The organism is Bacillus sp. XB1 (genome assembly GCF_053557995.1).
In genome coordinates, this window is record NZ_JBNRIL010000002.1 from 1,025,272 (window position 1) to 1,039,077 (window position 13,806).

Annotated in this window: 13 protein-coding genes and 1 riboswitch; all 13 genes read left to right on the plus strand. The window is 35.7% G+C overall.

The window, feature by feature from the left end; translation table 11 throughout:
* Window positions 1-156: 156 nt before the first annotated feature.
* Window positions 157-258: riboswitch (purine riboswitch) on the plus strand.
* A 232-nt stretch (window positions 259-490) separates the two neighbouring features.
* The 13 genes from ACK1U5_RS20665 to ACK1U5_RS20725 all read left to right on the plus strand — a co-directional run bounded on the left by ACK1U5_RS20665 (window position 491) and on the right by ACK1U5_RS20725 (window position 13,722).
* Complete coding sequence (locus ACK1U5_RS20665) at window positions 491-1,216, plus strand: GntR family transcriptional regulator (RefSeq protein WP_000114182.1); 726 nt, start codon at window positions 491-493, stop codon at window positions 1,214-1,216.
* A gap of 92 nt (window positions 1,217-1,308) precedes the next feature.
* Entirely contained in the window at window positions 1,309-2,394 is a 1,086-nt protein-coding gene (locus tag ACK1U5_RS20670; RefSeq protein ID WP_000725771.1) for a BMP family lipoprotein, read from the plus strand.
* Between the two features lie 117 nt (window positions 2,395-2,511).
* Window positions 2,512-4,044: an ABC transporter ATP-binding protein gene (locus tag ACK1U5_RS20675; protein WP_000456909.1), complete on the plus strand. Its 1,533-nt coding sequence runs from the start codon at window positions 2,512-2,514 to the stop codon at window positions 4,042-4,044.
* Window positions 4,037-5,095, plus strand: a complete 1,059-nt coding sequence (locus ACK1U5_RS20680) for an ABC transporter permease (RefSeq protein ID WP_001085254.1) — start codon at window positions 4,037-4,039, stop codon at window positions 5,093-5,095. The genes ACK1U5_RS20675 and ACK1U5_RS20680 overlap by 8 nt, the downstream gene beginning before the upstream one ends.
* Window positions 5,096-6,055, plus strand: a complete 960-nt coding sequence (locus ACK1U5_RS20685) for an ABC transporter permease (protein ID WP_000008857.1) — start codon at window positions 5,096-5,098, stop codon at window positions 6,053-6,055.
* Between the two features lie 209 nt (window positions 6,056-6,264).
* Window positions 6,265-7,539, plus strand: coding sequence for an EF-P 5-aminopentanol modification-associated protein YfmF (yfmF, locus tag ACK1U5_RS20690; protein WP_000772405.1), 1,275 nt, complete (start codon window positions 6,265-6,267; stop codon window positions 7,537-7,539).
* Window positions 7,540-8,826: an EF-P 5-aminopentanol modification-associated protein YfmH gene (yfmH, locus tag ACK1U5_RS20695; protein WP_048567509.1), complete on the plus strand. Its 1,287-nt coding sequence runs from the start codon at window positions 7,540-7,542 to the stop codon at window positions 8,824-8,826.
* 100 nt (window positions 8,827-8,926) lie between these two features.
* Entirely contained in the window at window positions 8,927-9,640 is a 714-nt protein-coding gene (gene ymfI / locus ACK1U5_RS20700; RefSeq protein WP_048567510.1) for an elongation factor P 5-aminopentanone reductase, read from the plus strand.
* Between the two features lie 75 nt (window positions 9,641-9,715).
* Window positions 9,716-9,964, plus strand: a complete 249-nt coding sequence (locus ACK1U5_RS20705) for a DUF3243 domain-containing protein (RefSeq protein WP_000114450.1) — start codon at window positions 9,716-9,718, stop codon at window positions 9,962-9,964.
* A gap of 137 nt (window positions 9,965-10,101) precedes the next feature.
* Complete coding sequence (locus tag ACK1U5_RS20710) at window positions 10,102-10,887, plus strand: DUF3388 domain-containing protein (protein WP_000574107.1); 786 nt, start codon at window positions 10,102-10,104, stop codon at window positions 10,885-10,887.
* Window positions 10,888-10,908: 21 nt separating this feature from the next.
* Window positions 10,909-11,820, plus strand: a complete 912-nt coding sequence (locus tag ACK1U5_RS20715; protein WP_048567511.1) for a helix-turn-helix domain-containing protein — start codon at window positions 10,909-10,911, stop codon at window positions 11,818-11,820.
* Window positions 11,821-11,884: 64 nt separating this feature from the next.
* The gene (gene pgsA / locus ACK1U5_RS20720; protein ID WP_001052967.1) at window positions 11,885-12,463 is read left to right on the plus strand and encodes a CDP-diacylglycerol--glycerol-3-phosphate 3-phosphatidyltransferase; all 579 of its coding nucleotides are present in this window, start codon (window positions 11,885-11,887) and stop codon (window positions 12,461-12,463) included.
* 20 nt (window positions 12,464-12,483) lie between these two features.
* Window positions 12,484-13,722 carry a competence/damage-inducible protein A gene (locus tag ACK1U5_RS20725; RefSeq protein ID WP_048567512.1) on the plus strand — a complete coding sequence of 413 codons (1,239 nt, stop codon included), beginning with the start codon at window positions 12,484-12,486 and terminating at the stop codon, window positions 13,720-13,722.
* Window positions 13,723-13,806 lie beyond the last annotated feature (84 nt).

Sequence of the window (13,806 nt, forward strand, 5' to 3'; positions counted from 1 at the left end):
TGTTATATACTATACTCAGTAATAAAGAAAGGGCTTACATTCAGGAGCGCTCTTTAGAATACGAATACTTTGAGTATGTTTTATGTAAATGTTCGATATTTAATGCAGAAAAATGTTAGATTTTGTTGACACGTATGAGAGCAAGTGGTAAGATTACTTCGAAAAGAATCACTGCCTCATATAATCTTGGAGATAAGGTCCATAAGTTTCTACCTGGCAACCATGAATTGCTAGACTATGAGGGGAAAAGTGTGTAACAAAGGATGTAAAGGATCTTTGTGCCGAACTTTTTCTCGAAATGAGGAATGTTTATGGTGCAAAGTTTTTTTTATGCAATAAAGAGTGAAAATTTCATTAAAAAAAATTATTATTATTTATTCGACAATTACGCTTATTTTGGTGTTTAGTCATTTGTACTATGTTGTAAGTTGAAAAAAGAGAAAAGAAGTCTTACATCAGAGGTCGAATAATTGAAATGCGGGGGAGTCTTATGTCAGTAAAATCCGATAGTCGTCACCTATATCTACGGGTGATTGATCACATCAAAGAAAAAATTAAAGATGGGGCTTATAAAGAACGACAAAAGTTACCATCAGAGTTTGATTTAGCGAAAGAACTTGGCGTAAGTAGAGCGACTTTAAGGGAAGCGTTGCGTATTTTAGAAGAAGAAAATGTTGTCATTCGTAGACATGGTGTAGGGACATTTGTAAATGCAAAGCCATTATTTTCTTCTGGAATAGAACAACTTTCTAGTATTACAGATATGATTTCTAGTGTGGGGAAAACACCAGGAACAATCTTTTTATCATCATCTACTACAACTTTAACAGAAGAGGAAAAAGAGAAGTTTAATAGTGAAGATGGTTTTAATGCAGTGATGATTGAACGCGTACGTACAGCAGATGGGGAACCTGTGGTGTATTGTATCGATAAACTTGCAAAAGAAATATTGCCAGATTTATCGGGTTACAATGAGGAATCATTATTAACGGTGATACATAATAACACACATAAGCGCATAACATATGCGGTTGCCCACATTGAGCCAATTGGCTATCACCCTAAAATCTCACCGATTTTAGAATGTGAGCCTGAAACAGCACTGCTTGTATTAAAACAAATGCACTATGATCAAAATGATGAGCCAATCTTATATTCTATCAATTACTTTAGAGCTGATAAATTTAGCTTCCACGTATTAAGAAAGCGTATGTAGGTAAATTCCTTTTTAGGGAGGTGACAGCAAGAAGTAAGGAACAGCAGCGTAAGAATAAATAAATATATATCATTTTTGGAGGGGTTTCTAGTATGAAGAAAAAAGCAGGCCTTTTATTATCATTAACATTAGCAGCAAGTACAGTTTTAGGTGCATGTGGTAACTCGGATAAGGCGAGCAGTGACAAGAAAGACACGAAAGACAATAAAGACTTCAAGGTTGGTCTCGTAACGGATGTTGGGGGCGTTGATGATAAGTCATTCAACCAATCTTCTTGGGAAGGGTTACAAAAGTTTGGTAAAGATAATGGTTTAAAAGAAAAGACAAATTATCGTTACCTTCAGTCTGAAAAAGAGGCTGATTATATTCCGAATTTAAAAAAATTCTCGAAAGATAAATATGATTTAACATTCGGAATTGGTTATAAATTAGAGGGTGCAATTAAAGAAGTAGCAAAAGAATCGTCAAAACAACAATTTGCAATCGTAGATACTGTTGTAGATGCACCGAACGTAACGAGCATTACGTTTAAAGATCATGAAGGATCATTCCTTGTAGGTGCGGTAGCAGCTATGTCAACAAAATCGAATAAAGTAGGATTTGTTGGTGGAATGAAAAGTGATTTAATTAGTAAATTTGAAAATGGATTTAAAGCTGGTGCAAAGGCAGTAAATCCAAACATTGAAATCGTATCTGAATATGCAGAAGCATTCGATAAGCCTGAAAAAGGTACAGTTCTTGCTTCAGCAATGTATGGTCAAGGCGTAGACGTAATTTATCATGCTGCTGGTGGTACAGGTAACGGTGTGTTCACAGAAGCGAAAAACCGTAAGAAAAAAGGTGAAAATGTTTGGGTAATCGGTGTTGACCGTGACCAACATCAAGAAGGCATGCCTGAAAATGTAACATTAACTTCAATGATTAAACGTGTTGATGTAGCTGTAGAAAAAGTAGCTAAAGAAGCAAAAGATGGGAATTTAAAAGGTGGGAAAATTGAAGAGTTTGGCTTAAAAGATGACGGTATTGGTATTTCAAAAACAACTGATAACGTGAAAAAAGTTAACCCTGAAATTTTAACAAAAGTAGAAGAGCTTGAAAAGAAAATTACAGCCGGTGAAATTAAAGTGCCAGCTACAGATAAAGAGTATAAAGAATACGAAGCTTCTCTAAAAAAATAAATAGAGAAATAGCAAAGGTTAGTTCATAGAACTAACCTTTGTATGTATAAAACTTCCGAATTGCTTAATAAGTTAATAGTGTAATAGGGAATGTTCCCTGTTAAAAGGAGGAACACAATGGAATACGTAATTGAGATGAATAACATTACGAAAGTATTCCCAGGCATTGTAGCGAATGATGATATTACGCTGCAAGTAAAGCAGGGTGAGATACATGCTTTACTTGGAGAAAATGGTGCAGGGAAATCCACATTGATGAATGTACTATTTGGTTTGTACCAACCAGAGCAGGGTGAAATTAAAATTAAAGGTAAACCTGTAAAAATCACAAATCCGAATATAGCAAATGACCTTGGTATTGGAATGGTCCATCAACACTTTATGCTTGTTCATAATTTTACAGTTACAGAGAATATTATTCTCGGAAATGAACCGAAGAAAAAAGGGAAAATTGCTGTTGAGGATGCTGCTAAAGAAATTCAAAAACTGTCTGAACAATACGGTTTGGCTGTAGATCCATATGCGAAAATACAGGATATTTCAGTTGGTATGCAACAGCGTGTTGAGATTTTGAAAACTCTTTACCGCGGTGCAGAAATTTTAATATTTGATGAACCGACAGCTGTGTTAACACCACAAGAAATTCATGAGCTAATTCAAATTATGAAAAAGCTTGTACAAGAAGGAAAATCTATTGTTCTTATTACACATAAGTTGAAAGAAATTATGGAAGTTTGCGATCGTTGTACGATTATTCGTAAAGGAAAAGGGATTGGAACGGTTGACGTTGCAAATACGGATGAAAATAAACTTGCAGAATTAATGGTCGGACGTCAAGTGAATTTTAAAACAGAAAAAATAGACGCGAAGCCAAAAGAAGAGGTACTTTCAATTGAAAACCTTGTTGTTCACGATGCACGTCAACTACCTGCTGTAAAAGGCCTTGACTTAACTGTTCGTGCGGGGGAAATTGTTGGGATTGCAGGGATTGATGGAAACGGACAAAGTGAATTAATAGAAGCGATTACTGGTTTACGAAAAGTTGAGTCAGGTTCTATTGCAATTAAAGGAAAAGAAATAACAAATTGGCCTGTTAGAAGAATAACAGAAGAAGGAATTGGTCATATTCCAGAAGATCGTCATAAACACGGACTCGTTCTTGATTTTTCTGTTAGAGATAATATAGTTCTTCAAACGTACTATAAAAATCCGTTTTCAAAGAAAGGGATTTTAAATTTCAGCAAAATTACAGAAAAAGCAAAGTCTCTTATTGAACAGTTTGATGTACGTACACCTAGTGAGCAAACGTTAGCACGCGCCCTATCTGGGGGCAATCAACAAAAAGCAATTATTGCACGTGAAGTAGACCGAAATCCAGATTTATTAATTGCGGCACAGCCAACACGTGGTTTAGATGTAGGAGCAATTGAATTTATTCATAAGAGATTAATAGAGCAAAGGGATAAAGGAAAAGGTGTATTACTTTTATCATTAGAGTTAGATGAAATCTTAAATGTTAGCGATCGAATTGCTGTTATTTATGAAGGGGAAATTGTAGCAATAGTTGATGCGAAAGAAACGAATGAACAACAGCTTGGATTGTTAATGGCTGGAGGAACAAAGAAGGAGCAGGTGGGTACAAATGGCTAAAAAACTTTTAACAGAACGAACGATAAATATTTTAGTCCCAGTACTATCCGTTATTTTCGGCTTACTTGTAGGAGCGATTGTAATGCTAGTTAGTGGCTATGATCCAATTGTTGGTTATAGTGCACTTTGGACAGGAATGTTCGGCAGCGCAAGTGCGATTGGTGAAACGCTCCGTACAATGATACCGCTTATTCTTGCTGGCTTATCGGTGGCGTTTGCATTTCGTACAGGTTTATTTAATATCGGGGTAGAGGGTCAATTGTTAGTTGGTTGGCTTGCGGCGGTTTGGTTCGGTTATGCAGTCTCACTACCAGCGTTCCTTCATATTCCATTATCGATTTTATTTGCCGCATTGGTGGGCGGAATTTGGGGCTTCATTCCGGGATATTTAAAAGGGAAGTTTCAAGTGAATGAAGTTATTGTAACTATTATGATGAACTATATTGCGTTGTATGTAACGTATGACATCATTAAGCGTTTCTTACATGCGGGTAATGACAAAACGTATGATATTAAAGAGAGTGCGTCACTATCTTCAGACTGGCTTGCTTCTATTACTGACGGTTCACGTCTACACTGGGGAATTATTGTAGCAATTTTAATCGCTATTTTAATGTGGTTCTTATTAGATCGAACAACTTTAGGTTACGAATTAAAGTCTGTAGGATTTAATCAGCATGCTTCTCAATATGCAGGTATGAAAGTTTCTCGTAATGTAGTATTCTCTATGACAATTGCTGGTGCATTTGCGGGGATTGGTGGAGCGATGGAAGGATTAGGGACATTCCAGAGTATGACAGCGATGTCTTCGTTTACAGGAGTAGGATTTGATGGGATTGCCGTAGCATTACTTGGAGGGAATAATCCGTTTGGTATAATCCTTTCAGCTTTATTATTTGGTGGTTTGAAAAGTGCTTCCCCTCAAATGAACTTTGAGGCAGATGTACCGTCAGAGCTTATTAATGTAATTATTGCATGTATCATCTTCTTTGTTGCATGTAGTTATGTGTTAAGATGGGCGCTTACACGCATGAGCAAGGAGGGGAAATAAATGAGCTTTTTAGATATATTAGCCATTCTTGTGACGGGTACGTTATATACATCGGCACCTATCATTTTCACAGCACTAGGTGGTGTATTTAGTGAACGATCGGGTGTTGTAAATATCGGATTAGAAGGACTAATGCTATTTGGTGCATTTATTGGAGTTGTTACAAACTTATTAATGGGTGATACTTGGGGAACGATGACTCCATGGATTGCGTTATTATTTGCGGCAATTGGTAGTGGATTATTTGCATTACTTCATGCGGTAGCTTCTATTACATTCCGAGCAGATCAAGTTGTAAGTGGTGTAGCCATTAACTTCTTATCTCTTGGTTTAACAGTATTTGCAATTAAGAAGATTTTTGATAAAGGGCAGACTGACTTTATTCAGTATCGTATTGAAAAGATTGATATTCCAGGCCTTTCGGATATTCCGGTTTTAGGGAAAATATTTTTCTCGAACGTACCAATAACGTCGTATATTGCCATTATTTTAGCATTCGTTGTTTGGTATGTTATTTATAAAACACCGTTCGGTCTTCGTCTACGTGCTGTTGGTGAACACCCAATGGCAGCGGATACGATGGGGATTAATGTATATAAAATGCGTTATATTGGAGTCTGTATTTCAGGAGTGTTTGCTGGAATCGGTGGAGCGATTTTTGCAATGTCAATTTCTAATAACTTCTCAGGGGCAACTATTACAGGACAAGGTTTCTTAGCTTTAGCTGCTATGATTTTTGGGAAGTGGAATCCACTAGGCGCATTAGGTGCAGCTCTATTCTTTGGTTTTGCGCAATCTCTAAGTGTAACGGGCGGAACAATTCCTGTACTAGATCAAATTCCAAGTGTTTTATTAACGATATTACCATATGTATTCACAATATTAGCGCTTGTTGGTTTTGTAGGTCGTTCTGAAGCTCCGAAAGCATTAGGAACTCCTTATGAAAAAGGAAAACGATAAGTATTTTATAAGTATAAAAAAGCTCGCACATTAGTGTGGGCTTTTTTACATAGAATATATTTAATACGGAATTTTACTATGTTCCTTACATATTAAAGTTTTTAGAAAGAATCATATGTAAGCATAATAAGGGAGAAAAGTTGATTTTTTATTTCTAAAAACTGTATATTGAAGAGGAATATTCCTATATACGTAAAGGAGGGCTATAAATGAAACTAATGGAACAACAACTACATGAGTTAGATGGTTTGCGCGTACATATTATTCCGACTGATAAATATAAAACGAATACCTTTGTATTTCGTTTTAAAGCGCCTTTAAATGAGGAGACGGTGACAGAGCGTGCCTTATTGCCATACGTATTGCAAAGTGCGACAGAAAAATTACCTTCTGTAATTCGTCTTCGTCAATATTTAGAAGAATTATACGGATCTTCTTTAGCGGTAGATGTAAGTAAAAAAGGGGAAGACCATATTATCTCCATTTATGTAGACATTGCAAATGAAGTTTACTTACATGATGCACCACCGTTATTTGAAAAAGCGCTTTCTATGTTGTCAGATATTGTGTTACATCCAGCAACGGAGGGCAACGGTTTCCTATCTTCTATCGTAGAAAGTGAAAAAAGAGCACTGTTACAGAGAATTGAAGCTACTTATGACGATAAAATGCGTTATGCAAACGAGCGTTTAATTGAAGAAATGTGCAAAGTAGAACCGTATCGTTTAAGTGCAAATGGAAAAAAAGAGAGTGTTATGTCTATTACAAATGAAAGTCTGTATCAATATTATCAAAAGGTGTTAGCGGAAGATGAAATGGATCTATATATTATTGGTGATATTTCAGAAAACGCCGTTGATCTTGTAAGTAAGTATTTTTCTATTTCAGCTCGTCCAGTGAGAGAAAGAAATGTACTCCTTCATAGACGAAATAATGAAGAAAAAGAAGTTGTTGAAAAACAAGAATTAAAACAAAGTAAATTACACATCGGTTATCGTACATTTGTCACATATAAAGATGAAGATTATTTTGCATTGCAATTGTTCAATGGATTGTTTGGTGGCTTTTCTCATTCGAAGTTATTCGTAAATGTGCGTGAAAAAAATAGTTTAGCGTACTATGCAGCATCGCGCTTTGAAAGTCATAAAGGTTTATTATTTGTTATGTCAGGAATTGAAGCGAAAAATTATGAAAAAGCAGTTGAGATTATTAAAGAACAAATGCTTGCGATGCAAAACGGAGAGTTTTCTGAAGAAGAAATACATCAAACAAAAAGTGTCATCCAAAATCAAATATTAGAGGCAATTGATACACCACGTGGCTTTGTAGAAATGCTATATCATGGTATTATTTCAGATCGTACACGTCCAGTTGAAGAATGGCTTACAGGTATAGAAAGTGTGACAAAAGAAGAAATTGTAAAAGTTGCTAAAAATATTGAACTAGATACAATTTACTTTTTACAAGGAACGGAGGGAGAGTAAGTGGAGAAAATTGTTTATGAGCAATTAAAAGAAACACTCTATTATGAAAAACTTCCTAATGGATTAGATGTATATGTTTTACCGAAACAAGGATTTAATAAAACATTTGCAACGTTTACGACGAAATATGGTTCTGTAGATAATACATTTGTACCATTAGGGAAAGAAGAAATGATTCGTGTGCCAGATGGGATTGCACATTTTCTTGAGCATAAATTATTTGAAAAAGAAGATCATGATGCTTTCCAATTGTTTAGTAAACAAGGAGCATCGGCAAATGCTTTTACATCCTTCACACGAACAGCTTACCTTTTTTCAGGTACTTCAAACGTAGAACAAAATTTAAATACATTGCTAAACTTCGTACAAGAGCCCTATTTCTCTGAAAAAACGGTTGAAAAAGAGAAGGGGATTATTGGGCAAGAAATTCAAATGTATCAAGATAACCCAGATTGGCGTTTGTACTTTGGGTTAATTGATAGCTTATTTGTAAAACACCCAATTAAAATTGATATTGCGGGGACAATCGAATCTATTAGTAAAATTACGAAAGATTTATTATATGAATGTTATGAAACATTTTATCATCCGAGCAATATGTTATTATTTGTTGTGGGTGCAATTGATCCAGAGAAAACAATGGATTTAGTACGTGAAAATCAAGCGAAAAAAGATTATAAAAACCAGCCAGAAATTGTGCGTTCATTTGAAGAAGAACCAAATGAGGTAAATGAAAAGAAAAAAATTATTTCAATGCCTGTGCAAACACCGAAATGTTTAGTTGGTATTAAAGCGACTAATTTAAAAGAAAAGGGGCAAGCGCTTTTAAAACAAGAAATTGCGCTTACGTTACTTTTAGATTATTTATTTGGAAAAAGTTCTGTTCATTACGAAGCTTTATATAATGAAGGACTTATTGATGATTCATTCTCGTATGACTATACAGAAGAAAATAACTTCGGTTTTGCAATGGTTGGTGGTGATACGAAACAACCTGATGAATTGGCAGATCGTTTAAAAGATATTTTATTAAAAACAGATTATGATCAATTAGATGCGGCGGCATTAGAACGAGTGAAGAAAAAGAAAATTGGTGGTTTTTTACGCTCGTTAAATTCACCAGAATATATTGCAAATCAATTTACACGATACGCGTTTAATGAATCTAGCCTATTTGATGCATTGACTGTATTAGAAGGACTAACCGTTCAAGACTTACAAGAAGTAGCGGGATTATTGTTATCAGAAGAAAAAATGAGTATTTGTCAGGTGTTACCGAAAAAATAAAATTAAAAAGATACCCTCATCTTATCATTGAAAAATTGTAAGATGAGGGTATTATTTAGTTGTGTGAAAATTGAACTTGTAGAGATAAGAGAGGGAATTTATGAAAAAGTATGCGTTAGTAACTGGAGGGAGCGGAGGGATTGGCTCTGCTATTTCGAAACAATTAATTCAAGATGGATATACAGTTTATGTTCATTACAATAACAGTGAAGAAAAGGTATTGGAATTGCAGAAGGCATGGGGAGAAGTTATCCCTGTTCAAGCTAATTTAGCTTCTAGTGATGGAGCAGAGCAATTGTGGGGACAAATTGAACATCCTATTGATGTTATTGTATACGCAGCTGGGAAGAGTATTTTTGGACTAGTAACAGATGTAACAAACGATGAATTAGATTATATGGTAGAACTTCAAGTGAAGAACGTATATAAATTACTTTCAATGGCACTTCCGCCTATGATTGAGAGAAGAAGTGGTAATATTGTAATTGTTTCATCTATATGGGGACAAATAGGGGCTTCTTGTGAAGTACTTTATTCAATGGTAAAAGGGGCGCAAAATTCATATGTGAAAGCTTTAGCGAAAGAAGTTTCTTTAAGTGGATTACGTGTGAATGCAGTAGCACCAGGAGCAATTGAAACGGAAATGTTAAGTGTTTTTTCTGAAGAAGATAAAATGGGAATTGCTGAAGATATACCATTAGGTAGAATAGGATTACCAGAAGAAGTAGCGAAAACAGTTTCATTTCTCGTATCACCAGGAGCGTCTTACATAACTGGACAAATTATCGGAGTGAATGGCGGTTGGCACTGCTAAAAAATTCTTACATAAAAAATGAATAGTTGCACAAATTAAGGATGATTTTATTACTCAATAGTGAGGTGCTTAATTATGTCAGTATTAGATAATTTTGATCAGTGGAAGAGCTTTTTAGGAGAACGTTTAGAGCAAGCGCAAGACAAAGGTTTAGATGGCGGTGCGGTATCAGATATGGCATTTCGTGTTGGCGACTATCTTGCTAATGAAGTAGAAGGACGCAATGACCAAGAGAAATTATTAGCTGAGCTTTGGAAAGTTGCTGATGAACAGGAGCAACATACAATTGCAAATTTAATGGTTAAGTTCGTACAACATAAGTAAAAGTAGAGAGGAGATTCTCCTCTCTACTTTTTTGTATAATAATTACACAGGATAGATTATACATTTAGCTTCCCTATTAGGGTGAAATCATATAATATAGTACGTAGGTGTAAAGTAAGCAAGGGGAGTGATCTTGGATGATTGAATGGTATTTTGAATATGAAATACATAAAAACCGACCTGGCTTGCTTGGTGACGTTTCTTCGTTAATCGGTATGCTCGGCATTAATATTGTCACAATTAATGGTGTAGATAATGCACGACGTGGGTTACTTCTTATGTGTGATAATCAAGAGCAAATCTCTAGACTTGAATCAATTTTAAATACGATGGATAACATAACGGTAACGAAATATCGTCCGCCCAAGCTAAGAGATAAGCTAGCGGTTAGGCATGGTAGGTACATACAACGAGATGCAGATGATAAGAAAACATTTCGATTTGTGCGTGATGAATTAGGCTTACTTGTAGACTTTATGGCAGAAATCATGAAAAAAGAAGGCCATAAACTAATTGGGATACGCGGAATGCCTCGTGTCGGAAAAACAGAATCCATTGTTGCTGCAAGTGTTTGTGCAAATAAAAGGTGGTTATTTGTATCATCTACTCTTATTAAGCAAACTGTTCGCAGTCAATTAATTGAAGATGAGTATAGCGATGACAATATTTTCATCCTAGATGGAATTGTGTCAACGAAGCGTGCTAACGAAAGACATTGGCAGCTCGTTCGTGAAATTATGAGATTGCCTGCAACGAAAGTTGTGGAACATCCTGATGTATTTGTGAGTCAGTCAGAATACACATTGGATGATTTTGATTATATTATCGAGTTGCGTAACGATTATGATGAAGAAATACAATATAATTTAGTAGATGAAATTGAGCAAGGTACGCAAAATAATTTCTCTATGTTTGACTTTTAAAGAAATATTGAGGTGTTAGTAGTGACGGAATTGGGACAAAAGCTGAAAGAAGCAAGAGAAGCGAAAGGCTTGTCTATTGATCAGCTGCATGAGATTACAAAAATTCAAAAACGCCATTTAGTGGCAATTGAAGAAGGCAATTATGATGTATTGCCAGGAGCTTTTTATGCGCGTGCATTCATTAAACAATACGCAGATGCGGTTGGATTAAATGGAGAGGAACTGCTTGTAGAACATCAGAGTACGATACCACAATCTGAAAAGCGTGAAGTTCCGCAAGTATCAACGGGACAAAAAACACAAGAAACAATGCAAAAATCTTCATCATGGCCAATTGCAGATCACATGCCGAAAATCTTAGTTGCGCTGTTAGTCATCGCAGTTGGAGTGGTAATCTGGTTTGTGTTTCAAGCGTTAACTGGAAAAGATGATGAAAAAGTTCCAAGCGCTCAAAGTGAGAAAATTGAAGTTCAAAAAGCGAAAGATTCTCCGTTAGATACGAAGAAAGATGAAGTGAAAGCGGAAGAGCCAAAAAAAGAGGAACCAAAGAAAGAAGAACCAAAGAAAGAGGAGCAACCAGCACAACCAACTGGACAGCAAGAAGTGAAAGTAGTTGGAACAACTGGAAAGGTATCTACTTTGGAAATTCATAATAATAAAACATTAGAACTGGAAATTTCAGCTAAGGGTACAAGTTATGTAGATGTTAAGGATGATGCGGGTAACGAAATTCTAAATACTACAGTACAAAGCGGTCAAACAGAGAAACGCGATGTATCAACATTAAAAGAAGTACGACTTAATATTGGAAGTGCACCGAATGTTGAAATTAAACTGAATGGCCAAGTGCTTGCTTTCCCGTTAGATCCACAAAAAGAATATCACCAAAGATTGGTGATTAAAAACCAAGGGATAGAGCAACCAGCACAATAACAGTCATCGCTTCGATGACTTTTTTTCGATGAACAAATGTTTTTGATATGATGGAGGAATAGCTGTGAATTTACCAAATAAAATTACAATATCTAGAATCTTCTTAATTCCAATTTTTATGGTAATTATGTTAGCGCCCTTTGATTGGGGTTCATACAAAATTGGTGATGTTGATTTGCCAATTCAACATTTAGTGGGGGCACTTATCTTTATCATTGCTTCAGCTACAGATTGGATTGATGGACATTACGCAAGAAAGTATAATCTTGTAACGAATTTAGGGAAGTTTCTTGACCCGTTAGCTGATAAATTGCTTGTTTCGGCAGCACTTATTACATTGGTAGAGATGCAATATGTACCGGCTTGGATTGTTATTGTAATTATCAGTCGTGAGTTTGCGGTAACTGGTTTACGTCTTGTACTTGCTGGAACAGGGGAAGTAGTTGCAGCAAATCAGCTAGGGAAAATTAAGACATGGACACAAATTATTGCGATTGCAGCATATTTATTACACGATGTACCTTTAAATTTAATCCATATTCCAGTTGCGGATATCTTCATATGGATTGCATTAATCTTTACTGTTATTTCAGGATGGGATTATTTCTGGAAAAATAGAGCTGCTTTTGTAAACTCAAAATAGAAGTTTATGGGGGAATTGGGATGAATGCTGAGATTATTGCGGTTGGAACTGAATTATTACTTGGACAAATTGCAAATACAAATGCCCAGTTTTTATCTGAAAAGTTAGCTTCAATCGGAATTAACGTGTACTATCATACTGTTGTTGGTGATAATAATAAGCGACTGCAAAAGGCGATTGAAGCTGCGGAAGAACGTGCTGATATACTTATTTTTACAGGTGGCTTAGGACCGACAAAAGATGATTTAACGAAAGAAACGATAGCTGCTAGTTTAGATGAAGAGCTTGTGTATGATGAAAAGGCATTAGCCTTAATAAGTAATTACTTTAAGCGTACAGGCCGTGAATTTACGGAGAATAATAAAAAGCAAGCGCTCGTTTTAAATGGAGCAACAGTATTTGCAAATAACCACGGTATGGCGCCTGGTATGGGGGTAAATAAGAACGGAAAAGTTTATGTTTTATTACCAGGGCCGCCAAAAGAAATGAAACCAATGTATGTAAGTTACGTAGAGCCTTTTTTACGTAATTTTACAACAGGAGAAAACATTTATTCTCGTGTGCTTCGTTTTTTTGGTATTGGGGAGTCCCAATTAGAGGTGAAAGTGCAAGATTTAATTGATGGACAAACAAACCCAACAATTGCCCCGTTAGCAAATGATGGAGAAGTGACATTACGTTTAACCGCTAAGCATCAAAATGTTAGCGAAGCGGAGAAACTAATTCAACATGTGGAAGATTTGATTTTAGAAAGAGTAGGAGAATTTTTCTACGGATATGACCAAGAATTTTTGCATTATAAGGCAATCGAGTTATTGAAGAGAAAAGGGTTAACTTTAGCGTGTGCAGAAAGTTTAACAGGTGGTCTTTTTGGAAATCAAGTAACTGAAAACGCTGGTGTTTCTTCTGTGTTTAAAGGCGGTGTCATTTGTTATCATAATGATGTGAAGCAACATGTTTTACGTGTGCCTGAAGAAGTATTGCATACTGATGGTGCAGTTAGTAAAGAATGTGCTCGTTATCTTGCTGAAAATGTTAAGGATGTATTAAAAGCGGATATCGGAATTAGTTTCACTGGGGTAGCAGGGCCAGATGCTTCAGAACAGAAAGAACCAGGAACAGTATTTGTTGGGCTTTCGGTTAAGGATGAGCCAACTGTAGTCTTTCCTCTTAATTTAAGCGGAAGTCGTCAACAAATTAGAGAACGAACAGTAAAATATGGATTTTATCATTTATATAAAAAGCTAGAAGAGATATAAGTTTCTTCTAGTTTTTTTTACGGTTAAATTTAGATATTATTTGATAGAAAATAAAAAAATCGAATAAATGTTCGATTTTTATTG